General features: G+C 38.4%; 14 protein-coding genes. 3 read left to right on the top strand and 11 right to left on the bottom strand.

Features of this window, described 5'->3' with window-relative positions:
• Window positions 1–125: 125 nt before the first annotated feature.
• Window positions 126–818: a hypothetical protein gene (locus HJC33_RS13630; protein ID WP_171659373.1), complete on the bottom strand. Its 693-nt coding sequence runs from the start codon at window positions 816–818 to the stop codon at window positions 126–128.
• Between the two features lie 240 nt (window positions 819–1,058).
• On the opposite strand from HJC33_RS13630, the gene HJC33_RS13625 reads away from it, so the two are divergent.
• Entirely contained in the window at window positions 1,059–1,679 is a 621-nt protein-coding gene (locus tag HJC33_RS13625) for an L-threonylcarbamoyladenylate synthase (RefSeq protein ID WP_171659372.1), read from the top strand.
• A 60-nt stretch (window positions 1,680–1,739) separates the two neighbouring features.
• Here the strand turns inward: HJC33_RS13625 and HJC33_RS13620 are convergent, their stop codons facing one another.
• From HJC33_RS13620 to HJC33_RS13610, 3 genes are all read right to left on the bottom strand, one after another.
• Complete coding sequence (locus HJC33_RS13620; protein WP_171659371.1) at window positions 1,740–2,612, bottom strand: OmpA family protein; 873 nt, start codon at window positions 2,610–2,612, stop codon at window positions 1,740–1,742.
• A gap of 95 nt (window positions 2,613–2,707) precedes the next feature.
• Complete coding sequence (locus HJC33_RS13615) at window positions 2,708–3,709, bottom strand: glycosyltransferase family 2 protein (RefSeq protein WP_171659370.1); 1,002 nt, start codon at window positions 3,707–3,709, stop codon at window positions 2,708–2,710.
• A 12-nt stretch (window positions 3,710–3,721) separates the two neighbouring features.
• The gene (locus HJC33_RS13610) at window positions 3,722–4,168 is read right to left on the bottom strand and encodes a type I restriction enzyme HsdR N-terminal domain-containing protein (protein ID WP_171659369.1); all 447 of its coding nucleotides are present in this window, start codon (window positions 4,166–4,168) and stop codon (window positions 3,722–3,724) included.
• A gap of 26 nt (window positions 4,169–4,194) precedes the next feature.
• On the opposite strand from HJC33_RS13610, the gene holA reads away from it, so the two are divergent.
• Complete coding sequence (gene holA / locus HJC33_RS13605; RefSeq protein WP_171659368.1) at window positions 4,195–5,196, top strand: DNA polymerase III subunit delta; 1,002 nt, start codon at window positions 4,195–4,197, stop codon at window positions 5,194–5,196.
• A 2-nt stretch (window positions 5,197–5,198) separates the two neighbouring features.
• Here the strand turns inward: holA and HJC33_RS13600 are convergent, their stop codons facing one another.
• From HJC33_RS13600 to uvrA, 5 genes are all read right to left on the bottom strand, one after another.
• Window positions 5,199–5,576 (bottom strand): DoxX family protein, encoded by a 378-nt coding sequence (locus HJC33_RS13600; protein WP_171659367.1) that lies wholly within the window; start codon window positions 5,574–5,576, stop codon window positions 5,199–5,201.
• A gap of 106 nt (window positions 5,577–5,682) precedes the next feature.
• Window positions 5,683–8,094, bottom strand: coding sequence for an alpha-ketoacid dehydrogenase subunit alpha/beta (locus HJC33_RS13595; protein WP_171659366.1), 2,412 nt, complete (start codon window positions 8,092–8,094; stop codon window positions 5,683–5,685).
• A gap of 160 nt (window positions 8,095–8,254) precedes the next feature.
• Window positions 8,255–11,026 carry a gluzincin family metallopeptidase gene (locus HJC33_RS13590; RefSeq protein WP_246245554.1) on the bottom strand — a complete coding sequence of 924 codons (2,772 nt, stop codon included), beginning with the start codon at window positions 11,024–11,026 and terminating at the stop codon, window positions 8,255–8,257.
• A gap of 74 nt (window positions 11,027–11,100) precedes the next feature.
• Window positions 11,101–11,787 carry an LOG family protein gene (locus HJC33_RS13585; RefSeq protein WP_171659364.1) on the bottom strand — a complete coding sequence of 229 codons (687 nt, stop codon included), beginning with the start codon at window positions 11,785–11,787 and terminating at the stop codon, window positions 11,101–11,103.
• A gap of 15 nt (window positions 11,788–11,802) precedes the next feature.
• Window positions 11,803–14,664, bottom strand: a complete 2,862-nt coding sequence (gene uvrA, locus HJC33_RS13580) for an excinuclease ABC subunit UvrA (RefSeq protein ID WP_171659363.1) — start codon at window positions 14,662–14,664, stop codon at window positions 11,803–11,805.
• Between the two features lie 104 nt (window positions 14,665–14,768).
• On the opposite strand from uvrA, the gene HJC33_RS13575 reads away from it, so the two are divergent.
• A complete protein-coding gene (locus tag HJC33_RS13575; RefSeq protein WP_171659362.1) occupies window positions 14,769–15,296 on the top strand; it encodes a hypothetical protein in 528 nt (175 codons plus the stop codon).
• Window positions 15,297–15,299: 3 nt separating this feature from the next.
• Here the strand turns inward: HJC33_RS13575 and HJC33_RS13570 are convergent, their stop codons facing one another.
• Window positions 15,300–16,076, bottom strand: coding sequence for a TIGR03915 family putative DNA repair protein (locus HJC33_RS13570; RefSeq protein ID WP_171659361.1), 777 nt, complete (start codon window positions 16,074–16,076; stop codon window positions 15,300–15,302).
• Window positions 16,077–16,088: 12 nt separating this feature from the next.
• On the bottom strand, window positions 16,089–17,351 hold the full coding sequence (locus tag HJC33_RS13565) for a putative DNA modification/repair radical SAM protein (protein WP_171659360.1): 1,263 nt from the start codon (window positions 17,349–17,351) through the stop codon (window positions 16,089–16,091).
• Window positions 17,352–17,402: the final 51 nt, after the last annotated feature.

Below are 17,402 nucleotides of genomic sequence, written 5' to 3'. Positions count from 1 at the left end.
ATTTATCGAAGTTTTCTAAAATGCAGTTATTGAGGATTATAATGCACTTCCAATTATAACCAAGCTGTAAACTTATCTTGATTTATGAGCAGCCCAATTGAAACATTACAACCTATTCATTTAATTCAATCTTGGTAGAGGTTGTTTGCCGTTTTTTTGGGTGGTATGGCAAGATAGGCTTCTAAATTGGAAGGTATTTCTGTTGTGTCCAGTGTTAATTCCCAAGTTCTATTTTTAAATATATATGCTTCTTCCAGTCCGTTTTTGGTAATATGATAAGAGTTGACACGTTGTAAAGTATCATTTTCCGAAACGAACCCACCACTTAGTATGTAAACTTGTTTGTTCCAAGCTGAACTTTGAGAGTGTATTTTTTTATAGACAATAGGTTTGCCGTATAATGAGGTGGGGATTAGCTTACCATCATTTTCATAAAGAGCTATGTTTTTGATACTGGACATGGCACCGTTGTTCAAACGGGTTTTCCATGAAAATACCCCAAGTGAGCCATCGTTTGAATAGGCAAGAGTATAATCATGGCGTTCAGTTTTGTAGGTTTGATGAATTTCCTCCAATAATTTAGGTGATGAAATCTGCTCAACTACTTTTCTGATTTGTTCATCAATATGTATAATTGAATCCACTTGATTTGTATCGATTGAGGAAAGGCGATCAAAAAGTTGATCTAGGGTTTCTACAATTTCATTGCCAGTTGATAATTTTTCCTTTTGTTGATTGCTCTTTGTGCATTGCACAAGAAGGCAGACAGAAAACAGCATGGTGGCTAGTATAGGGAATGTTTTGATTTTCGATTTCATTTTTTTGAAATAGCAATTTTACAATGTTGTTTTAAACGTCAAGTTATACAGATTGATTGTGTGATTCTTTGCTCGGTTTACGGATTCAGTATATTGATTGACAAATGGAAGGTTTGTTTACATGGATGGGTGAATGCCAATTGGGTTGGGTGCGTTATCATATTTTTAACATCATTGACAAAATGGAGAGTAATAGGTATGATCATAATCTTTCCTAACTTGTAGTACACAATTGAAACAATGGCAGAGTTTATTAAACTTTATGAAGAAAATCCAGACCCTAGGCAGGTTGAAAAAATTGTTGCGGTTTTGCGAAAAGGAGGATTGATTATCTATCCCACGGATACAGTTTATGGTCTGGGTTGCGATATTACAAATACCAAGGCGCTACAGCGTATTGCTTTAATTAAAGGAGTGAAGTTGGAAAAGGCCAATTGGTCTTTTGTATGTGCAGATTTAAGTAACTTGTCAGACTTTGTGAGGCAGATTGACTCTACCACATTTAAGATTCTTAAAAGAGCACTGCCGGGTCCTTATACGTTCATTCTACCGGGGAACAATAATCTTCCCAAAGATTTTAAGAAGAAGAAAACTGTTGGTATTCGTGTGCCTGACAATGATATTGCCAAAGCTTTGGTGACGGAATTGGGCAATCCTATAGTCTCCACCTCCATTCGCGATGAGGACGATATATTGGAATATACTACAGACCCTGAACTGATTTTTGAAAAGTGGAGAAACCTTGTGGATATAGTAATTGATGGGGGATATGGTGGTAATGTGGCCTCAACTGTAATTGATTTGTCGCAAGGAGAACCCGAAATTGTCCGAGAAGGTAAAGGAACTACGGATGTTATTTAACTACATAAAAAAAGCGGTCTCTAGGGACCGCTTTTCAAACTCAGAGGTTTAAAATATATTTTAGTTTCCAGTTCCGCCAATGGCAGGATCTTTCATTCCCTCTTCAATCATGTTATAGAACTGATCAATTTTTGGAAGTACAACAATACGTGTTCTTCTGTTTTTAGCTCTATTTGAAGCAGTATCATTGGATGCCAAAGGAACGTAGAAACTTCTTCCAGCAGCAGTCATACGCTTAGGATCTACACCGAAATCTTTCTGAAGCACACGAACAATGGAAGTAGCTCTCTTAGCACTTAAGTCCCAGTTGTCCAATAAAACTCCACTGGCGTAGGGTACATTGTCTGTATGTCCTTCCACCATGAATTCAAAATCAGGCTTGTTGTTTACCACTTTGGCCACTTTTCCCAATACTTGTTTTGCTGCACTGGTCACATTGTAACTTCCACTGCTGAACAACAATTTATCAGAAATAGAAACGAATACTACACCTTTCTCAACACTTACCTCAATGTCTTCATCGTCCAAGTTGCCAAGAACGCCTTTCAAACTTTGAACCAAAGAGAGGTTTACAGAATCTCTTCTGGTAACAGCATCTTGTAATTTTCTGATAGTAAGATCTTTTTCTTTAAGACTTTCTAAGGATTTCTCCAAGTTTTCAGCTCCCTTGGTCGTTAGGGTGGTCAAGTTACCCATGTTATTGATAAGCTCCTGGTTATTGGCTTTTAAAAAGGCATTTTGGTCTTCAAGAGTCTGTAACCTCGACGTTGCCGTTGCCTTTTCTTCCAAACAGTCGTTGAGTTTAACGGTTGCTGAATTCAAAAGGTCTTGCGTTTCTTTGTGCTTGGCTTCCAATTCGGCATATTTCTTTTGTGATACGCAAGAGGACAATAAAACTGCCATCGCCAATGTTCCTAAGAAAATTTTTTTCATGGTCAAAAGTATAATTTAAGGATTGTTAGATATTTCAAAGTCTAAACTATCAACCAAAATTATGTAAAAAGCAAAGCTTCCATATTTAGGCATAGTTAATCTTTTACTAAAATGTTAAAATTCTTTATTTGATGTACGAAATGAGACCAAACTATGGATGTCGTGGCGTAGTACTTTAATAAAAAATTAGTCTTTTCACGCTTTTTGTACATCTTTTTAAAGTTAGCATAAAAACTTAGATGCGCATGAAGAACTGCCCAACAATGATTGAATTTGAACTGAAATACAAAACGTAGCGCTGCTACTCCATCTAATAGGAGTCGCATAAGGATTATTGTAAATGCCTTTTTGCGTGGTAAATTTTTGGTTATGGAATAAAGGGAGTTCCTAAAATTGAGAAAAGTCTTTTTAGGGTTCATGTTGTTTAAAGTGGATCCGCCCAAGTGGTACACCTCGCTGGTCCCCACATATAATGCTTTGTGACCTCTATTTTTGGCTCTCCAACACAAATCTATCTCTTCTTGATGTGCGAAATAATCCTCGTCAAACCCTTTTAAGGCATGAAAGACATCTGATTTAATGAACATGCATGCTCCCGTGGCCCAAAAAACTTCTTTAATATCGTTGTATTGCCCCTGATCCTTTTCCAAAGCTTGGAATATTCTGCCTCTACAGAATGGATACCCCAACCGGTCAATAAAACCTCCCGCAGCACCAGCGTATTCAAAATAGGTTTTCTTTTTAAGGTCTAAAATCTTAGGTTGAATAATGGCGGCTTTTGGATATGCATCAAATACCTTTAAAATAGGATTGATCCAATTGGGAGTGACTTCGACATCAGAATTGAGAAGACAGTAAATATCTGCCTTGATATTTTTCAGACCGTCATTATACCCTTTGGCAAACCCGCCATTGGATTGGTTCACTACAACAGAAACATTGGGGTAATTTTCTTGAACAAATACCACAGAACCATCAGTGCTAGCATTGTCAACCACATAGATATCTGCTCCATCAGAATGGGCCAAAACGGAAGGAAGGTATTCCTGGAGCAATGCTTTTCCGTTCCAATTGAGTATGACTACGGCGACTTTCAAAACGGCAGCAAATTAACGGCTAAAATCAGGAATTTCCTTCAAAAACATATATTTTTCACTTTCAAAGTCCATTTTGCAATAATAATGTTCCAAACCATTGGTCACCATTAGGTAATTTGCCTTCAATTTAAGGTTGTACTGGGCTATTTGGTCAAATGTGGCTTGATCAATTTTAATTTCAGGAGCTTTGCATTCAACCAGAAGTTCAATACTTCCATCAGAATTGAAAACTACCACATCATAACGTTTTTTGAGCTCGTTTACCTTCAATTGTTTTTCTACATTGATTAAAGTTTTTGGGTATTTTTTAGTGAAGACCAGAAAATGCAGTACATGTTGTCTAACCCATTCTTCAGGTTGTAATGCCACGAACTTTTTACGGATGGCGTCAAAAATATAGAGGCTATTTTCGCTATTTTTGACTCTAAACTGATAATGGGGAAAGTTCAATGCTTGCATTGGGCAAATTTGATGATTTTTTCTGAATGGACAGGGTAAAGGAAATTGTTTCGGATATTAATGCAGGGCAACCAAAGCCTATTTATTTTTTGATGGGAGAGGAGCCTTATTACATTGATAGGATTTCCAAATACATTTCAGAACATGTTTTATCAGAAGAGGAGAGGGGCTTCAATCAAATGGTTCTTTATGGTAAGGACACCAATATTGATGAAGTGGTTGCCAATGCCAAACGATTCCCTATGATGGCAGAGCATCAAGTGGTGATTATTAAGGAGGCCCAGCATCTTTCAAGGACTATAGAAAATTTAACGGCTTATGCTGAAAACCCACAACCCACAACTGTTCTGGTAGTTTGTTACAAGTATAAAAAACTGGATAAACGAAAAAAACTGTATAAAGCCATTCAAAAAAATGGAGAGCTTTTTGAAAGTAAGAAACTTTATGAAAATCAGGTTGCTGACTGGATAAGGAGGACGTTGGCCTCAAAAAAATATACGATATCCCCAACGGCCTGTGTGCTATTGGTGGAGTTTTTGGGTACCGATCTGAGTAAAATCAACAATGAATTGGAAAAATTGACGATTGTGGTTCCGAATACTGTTGAAATTACTCCTAAGTTGATTGAACAACACATTGGCATCAGCAAGGACTTCAATAATTTTGAGCTGAAGAAAGCCATTGGGGAGCGTAATGTGGCCAAGGCTTCCCGAATTATAGATTATTTTGCCCAAAACCCTAAGGACAATCCCTTCGTTGTTACTGTTACTTTGTTGAATACTTTTTTTACACAATTACTCCAATACCATGGATTGAATGACCATTCTCCGGGTAATGTTGCAAAAGTACTTGGGGTGAATCCTTACTTTGTTAAAGAGTATGCTATCGCTGCCAAGAATTATCCCATGAAAAAGGTCAGTGGAATTATTTCCAGCTTACGCCAATTGGATTTAAAAGGCAAAGGTGTAGGGGCCAGCAACATGCAACAGGCAGACCTTCTTAAAGAACTACTAGTAAAGTTGGTGTAGAATTACCTTTTGTCCACACTATATTTTCCGGGTCCAAGTAAAAAGACAATCACGAAAAAGGCTAAATACAGCAATGCTTTTTCCTTTGTGCCAAATGGGTCATCACCATGAATTGTAAATGCAGCAATAAACATTGTAATAGCAGCAGGAATAGCGGCCCATCTTGTTTTAAAGCCAATAATCATTAAAATGGGACATATGAATTCGCCAACAACAGCCAAGAAAAGGGTAGGGGCTTCACCTATGCCAAATGGATTGGCAAACTCAGTATTGCCGTTTATAAGTTTGAGAAGTTTTGGGTATCCATGGGTCAACATAAAGACTGAAGGAACAATTCTTAAGAGTGCTAAACCCAGGTGGATTAATGTATTGTTTTTCATTGAGGGGGATTTTAATTTACGTGAAAGTAAAAAATAATGCTTCAATAGCAACAATAATAATTCACCAAACACCTATTTGAATTGATGTTTTGGATAAAATACCTTCTTATCTAAGCTTTGGAAAAGAACGAGGATCGGTTTCATGCATAATATCATAAACCTTTTCAAAGATGTCCTCGGCATTGGGTTTGGAAAAATAATCCCCATCTGAAGCGTAGGCGGGGCGGTGTGCCTTGGCGGTAAGTGTCTGTGGCGCACTGTCCAAGTAACGATATCCTCCTTGATTTTCCAATATTTCTTGTAATAGATAAGCAGAACATCCGCCTGGGACGTCTTCGTCTATAATCAATAAGCGATTGGTCTTTGCTAGACTTTTCACCACATCATGGCCCAAATCAAAAGGTAATAATGATTGTGCATCAATGACCTCTGCATCAATGCCCACTTCTAGAAGCTCCTTGGCCACTTTTTCAACAATTCTAAGTGTGGAGCCATAGGACAACAAAGTAATATCCTCACCTTCTTTAAGAGTTTCTACTTTACCAATAGGAGTGCAGAATTCAGCTAGATTGTCAGGCATTTTTTCCTTGAGGCGGTAACCGTTCAAACTTTCAATAATAAGCGCGGGTTCATCACTTTTCATCAAGGTGTTATAAAATCCTGCTGCTTGCGTCATGTTTCTTGGAGCCAAAATGTACATGCCTCTAAGTATATGAATCAAAGTGCCCATAGGAGAACCAGAATGCCATATTCCCTCTAAACGATGCCCTCTGGTTCGGACGATAAGAGGAGCTTTTTGTTTACCTACAGTTCTGTACAAAAGTGATGCTAAATCATCGCTTAAGGTTTGAATTCCATATAGAATGTAATCTAAATATTGAATTTCAGCTATAGGGCGTAAACCTCTCAAAGCCAACCCAATGCCTTGTCCGATAATTGTGGTTTCCCTAATACCTGTATCGGCAATGCGAATCTCACCATATTTTTTTTGAAGTCCTTCCAGTCCTTGATTAACGTCACCAATAGCTCCTGTGTCTTCACCAAATACCAAGGCTTCGGGATATTTGGCAAAAAGAGCGTCAAAATTATCTCTAAGGATAATTCTGCCATCTACCTCTTCGGCTTTATTACTGTATGAAGGAGGGATGGATTCAATATTGATCGCCTTATTTGCTTGCTCACTGTAGAGATGTGAACTGTATTTGGGTTGGCTGTCGCTCAAGAAATTATTGATCCATAGCTCCAATTGTTGTTTTTCAGGAAATTCATCGCCCAATAAATACCGGAGTGCTTTTCTTGAAAGAGATGCCAAATCTTTTTTTACAGGCTCTTCAATAGCAATCAGGTCGTTTTTAATTTTTAGGATAAAATTTTTATTGGAGCTTAACGCAGCGTTTTTGTCCAATAATTGGATAAGCTGTTTTTTAGCTTCAAGATGTGGTTTTAGAAATTCAGCCCAAGCTTCTTTTTTCGCATTCCTTACCTGAAGTTTTATTTGTTTTTCAAAGGCTTTTAGCTCTTCTTCTGTACTGATGTTATTTTCTAGAATCCATTCCCTAAATCTTCGATTGCAATCATTTTCACGTTCCCACTCCAAACGCTCGGCAGATTTGTAACGTTCATGGGATCCAGAAGTTGAATGTCCCTGGGGTTGTGTGAGCTCGGTAACATGAATTAATACAGGAACGTGATTTTCCCGGGCAATCTCTGAAGCATTTTCAAATGCATGGATCAATCCAGTATAATCCCAACCTTTTACCTTAAGAATTTCAAAACCATCATTGTTTTCATCCCGCTGCAATCCTTTTAAAGCTTCAGAAATATCACCTTTGGTGGTATGGTATTCTGCCGGAACCGAAATTCCGTATTCATCGTCCCAGATACTTATGACCATGGGAACCTGCATTACACCAGCGGCATTAATGGTCTCAAAAAAATGGCCTTCGCTTGTACTTGCATTGCCAATGGTGCCCCAAGCCACTTCATTTCCATTTACAGAAAATTTGGCAGCATCAATTTCCGTAAGGCTACGGTATATTTTGGAGGCTTGCGCTAGTCCGAGCAATCTTGGCATTTGTCCTGCTGTACAAGAGATATCTGCACTACTGTTTTTTTGTTTTGTCAAATCCTTCCATGACCCATCTTCATTCAAACTATGGGTAACAAAATGCCCACCCATTTGCCTACCTGCGCTCATGGGTTCTTTTTGAATGTCCGTTGTGGCATACAGTCCATGAAAGAACTGCTTCGGATTAAGCTCATCCAGAGCCATCATAAAAGTTTGGTCACGGTAATACCCACTTCTAAAATCCCCATCTTGAAAAGCCCTTGCCATAGCCAATTGTGGTAGTTCTTTACCATCACCAAAAATTCCGAATTTAGCTTTGCCCGAAAGCACTTCGCGTCTTCCTAGCAAACTACATTCCCTACTGGTGACGGCGATTTTATAATCCTGAAGTATTTGGGATTGAAAATCGTCAAAGGAAATGTCATTACTTGTACTAGGATTTGGTTTCATGGGCTAAGGTAGAATTTCTGCGAAAATACGAAAATTCATTCGAAAAGGCAATGGTTCATCTCGTTAATAAATTGAAAATACCTCATTTTTTATATTTAAAAAATGATAAAAATTTAATATCAAAGTCATTTATAACCTTAAAATTGACATATCTGCAATTTTAAAACCATTTTCGGGTAAATAGCCCAATAAGGGTTTTGGGGCTCATGGTTACAATAAAGCGGATACGTTGCCCGTAATTATCTTGGGCAATTTCCCAACCTCGGTTGGAATATACAGGAAAGTAGAGTTCAAAATAATCTGTTACTAAATTTAACCGAATACCTGAATCGTAAACAAAACGAGCGTCGCTTCCTTTGCTTTTTATATAACCCAAGTCACCGTAGGCTTCAACCCATCTCCAAATGTTGGTGCTGGCATTTGTAGTTGCAATCCAGTCGTTGGCAAATGGATTTTCCAGTTGGGATTTAAAACCTCCTTCTGCGATAATGATTTGCTGACTGTAGATACCTGAGCTTTCAGATCTACCCAAATAGGCTAGATCAAACATATAATCCGTAGGTCTGTCCAATGCAAAGCTGAAAAAGTCAGAACTGGTCTTGTTTCTTAAAAATTTACCGGCATATAGGCGAAAATTAAATTGACGATTGCTTTGGAAAAGCTTCCGGTATTCCAATTCAAAGGTAAGTTTGGTAAAGTCACTGGAGTGTTGGGCGTCCAAAAACCAGGAGGTATAATTCAGGATGTCATTGTCAACATCCCAGTAGCGTGCATTGAGTACACTATAATCAGGTTCTGTATCAATCTCATTGGCAATGCTAGGGTCAATGCTCCTGAAAACATTTCGGTAACGTAACAGCAATGTTTGTCTGCGATTGGAAATAAGGTCATTGGGTCTCCAACTGAAACTTACTGCTGGGGTCAGTGTTGAAAAGCGCGAATTGGTTTGAAAGTGTGATGAAGAACCTGAGAATGAATAATTAGTGACATATAGACCGGTTTGTTTGTGGTACTTTCTATATCTGATACCAGCTTTACCAACCAATGTGCGTTCTAAAAAGGAATAGGTGGGAGAAACGTCATATTGAAAAGGTCTTTCCAAAAACGTTTTATTGTAAATCCTCATCCCGGGTGTAATTCCATCATACACATTAAAATTGGCAATGGGCACATAAAAGATTTGATGATAATTGGGGTCTTCGGTGTCTTTGAAAAATTGAAACTTGATTCTTTTATTGCTCGAGAAAAAGCCGTTCAATGTTCTCCAATTGTCCCTTTGATTGAATTCAGGAATTTTTTGATCATAATTAAGCACCAAACGATCGGCACCCATTCTAGGAATTGTGACTGTTCGTGAAGTATCAATATCCATGAACCATTGATGAGAAACAACGGAGTCTTTCTGAAGTCCAAAAAGTGAAATAGGAACGTTGGTGCCTGTTTTATTTTTCAATAAAACAGTAATAGAGTCTTCCGTTTTTTTCACTTTTTTGATGGTATAATCGATTTTTTTTCGGGTTGATACATATTCATCAAAAAACCAATCTACATTCTTGTCCGTATATTGTTCAATGGTTTTTCTAAAATCTGAAGCTTCCACCTTAGATTTAAGGTGATGGTTTCTATAGAAAGATGTAATGCTGCTATCTATTTTACTGGCTCCTAAATATTCGGACAAGTAAGACATTCCTAATCCAGCTTTATACCCATTGGCTATTTTCTGATTGAACTTTATCAATGAATCGTTTGGAGTGGACAAGGATTGATCAATGTTTTTTCTAGCCGTCAACATACTGAAGAACGTATATTGTTCATTGAAATCCATTTGAGCCAAGTGAAAACCCTTGATGCCCCATATTTTAGAAAGCTTTCCTGCTAGTTTTTGGTCTGGGTAGTGTTCTTCAACATATTTGATCATCAAATAATAGCCTATGGCATCATTCACCCAGCGCTCACTTCTTGGATCTAAAAAAAGCGTTTCCTTTAAAAAACTACGAAGGGCAGTTTTTAAAAACTTCATTTCAAATTGAAACTGCTCTTCATATGGTCTAATAAATGTAGGCAATTGGTTAATGCCATATAATGGAGATTTATTGTAATCCAACTCACTGACCAAAAGGTTATCATGAGGGTATTCACCTAGATTTTTATATAGAAATTGGGCAATTTTGGTAATAGATATCCCTTGGGAAATAATGTCGTACTTATTGGATTCGAGGTCAGTATTGATGGTCAGGTGTTTTGTGACATGCTTAGTAAATCGTTTCTCTAGATTCAATATGATTTCGCAACTCTTTCTATCTTTTCCCAGTAACTGCACATATTGACCACCTGGAAAATTGGTGCTTCCTTGTTCATCAAAATTTGAGGATAGGAACAGTCTTCTGGGATATGTGAGATTTATAACTGTTTCCGTGACATCGGTGTAGAGGTCTTCAAGGTTGATATTGTCATACAGCTTCCATTCTCCCTTATGAACGGCTGGGGTTAAATACCAATCTTTTAGATAGTACTCACCATTATTTTGAAATCCGTAAGAGGTGAATTTAGCATTGGGGAGTTTTACAGTGTATGTAAAGAAAAGTTGAATGGATTGTCCGGGCTCAAGGACTTCACCCAAAGCGATGGCTATGATATCCCTATTGCCAATTCTTTGCCAATCCAGACCAGCATAGTTGTCATCGACAATACTTTTAATTTTTGTGCCCCCGCGCTCTTTATCCTTGGCCAAGTGAAGACTTCGATTGAATTCTTCGGCAAACCGTTTGGCAAGTTTTGTATTCCTGTTGGCATACGCATGATTCCAGTCATTGAAATACAACATGGTGAGCCCATTGTCAGAATGGTTCACATAAGTAAACCTTTGGGTAATTTGAATCTCCCTTGTCTTACCATCCAAGGTTGCAGTGACTTCGTTTTTATGTTGGGCCATAACAATTGGACCCAGAATAAAAAGTAATGTTGCAACAATTAAGTGGAGACTGCGGAGCGTCAAGTTATATGGAGTTAAAAGTTTGGACTTAAATCACGTTTTTTATAGAAAGCATCAATAATTTTTACGACTTCATCTTCTGTATCTACTATTTGAATTAAATCAAGGTCCTTTGGACTAATGTTACCTTCAGTAAGCATTGCATTTTTTACCCAATCAATTAAGCCTTTCCAAAATTCAGAACCAACCAGAATTATGGGGAAAGTATCAATTTTGTGGGTCTGGATGAGCGTAATGGCTTCAAAAAGTTCATCCAAGGTGCCAAAACCACCTGGCATTACGACAAAACCTTGTGAATATTTCACAAACATTACCTTTCGAACAAAGAAGTAATCAAAATCTAAACTCTTGTCATCATCAATAAAGGGATTGTCATGTTGTTCAAAAGGAAGTTCAATGTTAAGACCTACAGAAGTGCCTCCCGCCAAATTGGCTCCTTTATTACCAGCTTCCATAATTCCTGGACCACCTCCTGTTATTATCCCATAGCCTGCTTCGGCAACACTTTTGGCGACTTTTACCGCTAGATCATAATATGGTTGCCCTGGGCGTACCCTTGCGGAACCGAATATGGAGACACAAGGGCCAATAGCGCTCATTTTCTCAAATCCAGTGACAAACTCGCCCATAATTTTAAATATGGCCCAAGAGTCATTGGTCTTAATTTCGTTCCATCCTTTGTGATGTTGTTCTTTTCGCATTTGCATTTTTATCTATTATACTGCTCTCGCTATTTTTTGTTTTGTATTGACCAACTCTTTTTTCAAAAACTTGGCGGTGTGGCTTTTATTGTCTTTGGCTACCTCTTCTGGAGTGCCTGTGGCAACAATCATTCCACCAACACGTCCACCTTCATAGCCAATATCTATGATATGGTCCATCATTTTAATAACGTCCATATTGTGTTCGATCACTAGAATGGTATTTCCTTTGTCTACCAATTGGTTCAGTACTTCCATCAAAACCCTTATATCTTCAAAATGTAAACCGGTTGTTGGTTCATCGAGGATGTAAAATGTATTTCCAGTATCTCGTTTGGAAAGTTCTGTGGCCAACTTAACACGTTGGGCCTCCCCGCCAGATAGGGTAGTGGACTGCTGCCCCAATGAAATATAACCCAAACCAACATCTTTTATTGTTTTGAGCTTTCGATGGATTTTTGGTATGTTTTCAAAGAAATCTACAGCTTCATTGATGGTCATTTCCAGTACATCGGCTATAGATTTACCTTTATACCGGATTTCTAAAGTCTCTCTATTGAAACGTTTGCCATTACAGGTTTCACATTCCACATAAACATCTGGCAAGAAATTCATTTCGATGACCTTCAGTCCGCCACCTTGACAAGTTTCACATCTACCTCCGGCAACATTGAAACTAAATCGGCCAGGTTTATAGCCTCGGATAGTGGCTTCGGTGGTTTTGGCAAACAAAGCTCTAATTTCACTGAAAACGCCGGTATAGGTTGCTGGATTAGACCTTGGCGTTCTTCCAATGGGGGATTGGTTAATATCGATGACTTTGTCAATATGCTGTAGTCCCGTAATCTTTTTATAAGGCATCGGTTTCTTAACCCCATTAAAGTAATGTGCATTCATGATGGGATAAAGTGTCTCGTTGATTAAGGTCGATTTCCCACTACCGGATACTCCAGTGACCCCAATTAGTTTACCCAACGGTATTTCAACTGTAACATTTTTAAGATTGTTGCCAGTACAGCCTGAAAGCACAATTTTCTTTCCAGTTCCTTTTCTACGCTGATCAGGTACTGGAATCTCTAGTGCTCCGGTAATATATTGGGCAGTTAAAGTAGGCTGGTTTTTTAAATCTTCCGGATGGCCTTGGGAGATAATTTCTCCTCCATGCTTCCCAGCTTTGGGGCCAATGTCAATGACATGGTCTGCATGCTCAATCATATCCCTATCATGCTCTACCACTATAACTGAATTTCCAATATCTCGAAGAGATTCCAAGGAATGTATCAAACGCTCATTGTCCCTTTGATGCAAACCGATACTGGGTTCATCCAAAATATAAAGGACACCCACCAATTGTGATCCAATTTGGGTAGCTAATCGAATGCGTTGTGCTTCTCCTCCTGATAGGGATTTGGAACTTCGGTTCAAGGAAAGGTAATCAAGCCCTACATCCAGCAAAAAACGAATACGGGTTTTAATTTCTTTGATGATTTCCTCTGCTATCTTCTTTTGGTTGCCTTCCAAAGCGCTTTCCAATTTTTCAAAGAAATGGCTTAATTCGGCAATATCCATAAGTGCCAGCTCGGCTATGTTGCGTTCGCCAATTTTAAAATAAAGGGATTCTTTCCGCAAGCGGGCTCCATGGCAACTGGGACATTGGACTTTATCCATAAAATCCTTTGCCCAGCGTTTGATGGAAGTAGAATTTGCCTCTTCAAATTGGGTTTTAATGAAATTGGAAATTCCCTCGTAGTCAATTTTATAATTCCTTTTGACTCCCAAGGTTTTAGAATCCACATCAAAACTCTCCTTTCCGCCATTAAGGATAACCTGCATGGCTTCCTTGGGAATTTTTTCGATAGGGTCGGATAAATCAAAATTATAGCGTTGGGCTATGGTCTCCAGTTGTTTAAAAGCCCATGACTTTTTGTATTCTCCTAAAGGAGCAAGTCCACCAGCTTTAATGGATATCTTTTTGTTAGGGATTATTTTCTGTTCATTTATTTCATACACATGCCCTAAACCATTGCATTCTGGACACATTCCTTTAGGTGAATTGAATGAAAATGTATTGGGTTCTGGAGTAGGATAGGAGATGCCTGTTGAGGGGCACATAAGGTCTCTACTAAAGTAGCGGGGAACAGTGTCGCCTTCTTCCAAGACCATAAGTACATTGTCTCCGCTATACATAGCAGTATTGATGGTTTCGTTGAGTCTTTTATGGAAATCTTTGCTCTCTGAAACCTTTAAACGATCAATTACAATCTCTATGTCATGGGTCTTGTACCGGTCTACTTTCATTCCCTTTACAATGTCCAAAATCTCGCCATCAACCCTGACCTTTATAAAACCTTGCTTTGCAATTTGCTCAAATAGTTCCCTATAATGACCTTTTCTGGACTTGACCACTGGAGCCAAAATGTTGATTTTTTTATCGCGATAAGCATCAATGATCAAATCTTTGATCTGTTCATCACTATAACTCACCATTTTTTCTCCTGTATTGTAACTATAGGCATCTCCAGCGCGGGCAAAAAGAAGACGTAAAAAGTCATATACCTCTGTAATAGTGCCCACAGTGGATCTAGGAGATTTTGAAGTGGTTTTTTGCTCGATTGCGATTACGGGGGATAGACCATCGATCTTATCTACATCTGGGCGCTCTAATCCACCCAAAAATTGTCGTGCATAAGCTGAAAAGGTTTCAATATACCGACGTTGTCCCTCTGCATAAATGGTATCAAAGGCCAAAGAGGATTTTCCGCTTCCAGATAATCCGGTAATGACTACCAGCTTTTCTCTTGGAATGGTCACGTCAATATTTTTGAGATTGTGAACCCTGGCTCCTTGAACTTCAATATTTTCTTCGTAGTTGATCATAGCACAAGATGCTAAAATAAGGTTTTGACAATTAAAAAGGAAGTGCCTTCCGTTTTCATTTTGTTAAGGGAAGGTCTATTTTTGAAGTATTAAAAATGAATTTTATGAAATTATTGGGGATAGGCTCTCGAATTGATCATTCTGAGTATGGAAAAGGTGTGGTGACGAATGTATCTTCCAGACATTATTGGGTGACATTTTTGGAAAATGGATTGGAAACCATTGATTTGGATGCTGATTTTGAGGTAATTGAAGGTGTGGAAGATGAGGTTGATACCGTTAGTTTTTTTGAAGTGGAACGTTCTTTGGTCAAAATCTTGGAAAAATGGAGCGATACCCATGAAAAAGTTGCATTGGCAGACAAATGGAAAGAGGGCAAGCTAATTTTGGAACCTGGAGATGCGCTGGCTAGCAAAGAAATGCCCATTGAAACCTTTTTTCATAAAATTGTAATGGTTCGTGACCGCATTCGAGTAATGGAACAAAAAATTAACAGTAGTAAGAACCTTGATGATCAAGAAAAAGTAGACCTACAGCAATATATCACTCGCATCTATGGTAGCTTGACCAGTTTTAATGTGCTGTTCAAAAACAAGAGTGATCAATTTGTGGGGGAGCGAAGCAAAGGTTGATTGCTACACTGCTTCTTTTTTCTCACTCAAATACTTCCAATATCGCTTGGGCACATGTTGTTGATGCAGTTTAGGGTTGATTCTTGATTTGATATGGGTGCTCTTGAAATAATCATTCCAGAGCGTTTGGTAATCATATTCTTGGGAATTAAAAGCATCACTTTTCTGGATTTTGTTGAAATGGACTTCCTGTAAGTTCAAGGATACCATTTCCACATGGTCTAGATTGTAAAAAATACCGTACTTACGTTTTACATCGTAGATAAGCCATTGCTGGTCTGTATAGCGGTTTCGGAAATGTTTGGAAATCAATGGCAATACATCATAGTCCGGTTCAATATTAGCAAAGTAAATATCATCTTTGGTCAATTGAAAACGGACAAAGGCTTCCATACGATGTTTTTCGCGTCCCACCTTTCGGGCCAATTGACTGATATGGGACACAATATTATCCGAATAATCCAAATGCTTTGCATTGTTGGAACTCATCAATTTTTGAATGTACGTATACAGCATGAGTTCTACACCTTCAGTTTCACTTAAAAAGGCAAAATAAACATTGGAAATGGCATTATGGCTTTTATTGCGGATGCCATTCCAAACCCGTTTGGCTTTTTCCACATGGGTGAAGATGGTTTCGGTCTCGGAGAACAAACCACTTTGGCATTGACTATTTTTTTGGATGTCGGCCACATTGACTCTTTCATCAAAAGCGACAAAGACAGCAGTGAGAAAACCGTTAAAGCTGCCATCATAAATTAAGGTTGATGAGGGTTTCATAATATTCGTTTTTTAATCGAATAGCGATAATTGAGCACTATACTGTTTTCTAAATTTTCCGGAGGAAGTTTGGAGAATCATTCCTTTAATTTTATCCGCATCCAAATCTCTACGCTCCCAATAGCGGGATTCACAAATCATAAAATATTTGGCACGGTTGAGGGCCACTCCAATTTTTTTAAGGTGGACCCAGTTCAGTTTTCTAAATTTTCTTGCTTTTAGAATTTTCTCAACAGACTGCATTCCAATGCCTGGTATACGGGCAAGCAAAGTCTTATCTGCAGTATTGACATTTACGGGGAAATGATGAAGGTTCCGCAATGCCCACGATAATTTGGGGTCTACATCCATATCTAAATTAGGATGTTCATTGTTCAAGATTTCTTTTACGGCAAATCCATAAAATCGCAAGAGCCAATCAGTTTGATATAAACGGTTTTCCCTTAGCATAGGTACTTGAGAGCCAATGGCCGGCAGGCGTTCATCATCTGCTATGGGCACATAACCGGAATAATATACCCTTCGCATTTTATAAGCCCTATAATAGTAGGTGGCCGAATACATGATGTCCTTGTCCGTTTCTCCCGAAGCCCCAACAATCATTTGGGTGCTTTGACCTGCAGGAGCGTATTTTGGAGTGCTTTTGATGATTTTTCGCTCTGAACGATATTTGATAATTTCATTTTTTACCTTGAGCATGGGTTTGGTGAAATCTTCGTGCTTTTTGTCTGGAGCTAAAAGTTTGAGTCCAGAAATTGTAGGAACTTCAATATTTACGGAAAGCCGGTCTGCATACAAACCGGCTTCATACATTAATTCATCACTGGCCCCTGGAATGGACTTCAAATGAATGTAACCATTAAAGTTTTCCTCTTCACGAAGTTTTTTGGCCACAGCAACCAAGCGTTCCATGGTGTAATCTGGATTTTTAAAGATGCCTGAACTCAAAAACAATCCTTCTATATAATTTCTTCTATAGAAATTGATGGTCAAGTCCACCACCTCTTGAATCTTGAAAGCAGCCCTTTTCACATCATTGCTTTTTCGTGTGACACAATAGGCGCAATCAAAAATGCAATGGTTGGTCAAAAGTATTTTTAACAAGGAGATACACCTACCATCTTCGGTATAGCTATGGCAAATTCCCATACGGGAAGCGTTGCCCAGACCATTGTTTTTATTGGTTCGGTCACTGCCGCTACTGGCGCATGAAACATCGTATTTAGCGGCATCTGCAAGGATATTTAACTTTTCTCGAATTCGTTCAAAGTCCATAACTTGGAAATATTCCAATCAAAAATATGGAAATATTCCAAATATTGGAAA

The sequence above is a fragment of the Flagellimonas amphidinii genome, from assembly GCF_013090115.1.
Taxonomy (GTDB): Bacteria; Bacteroidota; Bacteroidia; order Flavobacteriales; family Flavobacteriaceae; genus Flagellimonas; species Flagellimonas amphidinii.
This window is presented reverse-complemented; position numbering and strand designations above follow the sequence as displayed.

Excerpts from the sequence above, each read along its gene's own strand:
- HJC33_RS13630 (WP_171659373.1), bottom strand. The coding sequence starts at position 818 with ATGAAATCGAAAATCAAAACATTCCCTATACTAGCCACCATGCTGTTT.
- HJC33_RS13625 (WP_171659372.1), top strand. The coding sequence starts at position 1,059 with ATGGCAGAGTTTATTAAACTTTATGAAGAAAATCCAGACCCTAGGCAG.
- HJC33_RS13620 (WP_171659371.1), bottom strand. The coding sequence starts at position 2,612 with ATGAAAAAAATTTTCTTAGGAACATTGGCGATGGCAGTTTTATTGTCC.
- HJC33_RS13610 (WP_171659369.1), bottom strand. The coding sequence starts at position 4,168 with ATGCAAGCATTGAACTTTCCCCATTATCAGTTTAGAGTCAAAAATAGC.
- holA (WP_171659368.1), top strand. The coding sequence starts at position 4,195 with ATGGACAGGGTAAAGGAAATTGTTTCGGATATTAATGCAGGGCAACCA.
- HJC33_RS13600 (WP_171659367.1), bottom strand. The coding sequence starts at position 5,576 with ATGAAAAACAATACATTAATCCACCTGGGTTTAGCACTCTTAAGAATT.
- HJC33_RS13595 (WP_171659366.1), bottom strand. The coding sequence starts at position 8,094 with ATGAAACCAAATCCTAGTACAAGTAATGACATTTCCTTTGACGATTTT.
- HJC33_RS13590 (WP_246245554.1), bottom strand. The coding sequence starts at position 11,026 with ATGGCCCAACATAAAAACGAAGTCACTGCAACCTTGGATGGTAAGACA.
- HJC33_RS13585 (WP_171659364.1), bottom strand. The coding sequence starts at position 11,787 with ATGCGAAAAGAACAACATCACAAAGGATGGAACGAAATTAAGACCAAT.
- uvrA (WP_171659363.1), bottom strand. The coding sequence starts at position 14,664 with ATGATCAACTACGAAGAAAATATTGAAGTTCAAGGAGCCAGGGTTCAC.
- HJC33_RS13575 (WP_171659362.1), top strand. The coding sequence starts at position 14,769 with ATGAAATTATTGGGGATAGGCTCTCGAATTGATCATTCTGAGTATGGA.
- HJC33_RS13570 (WP_171659361.1), bottom strand. The coding sequence starts at position 16,076 with ATGAAACCCTCATCAACCTTAATTTATGATGGCAGCTTTAACGGTTTT.
- HJC33_RS13565 (WP_171659360.1), bottom strand. The coding sequence starts at position 17,351 with ATGGACTTTGAACGAATTCGAGAAAAGTTAAATATCCTTGCAGATGCC.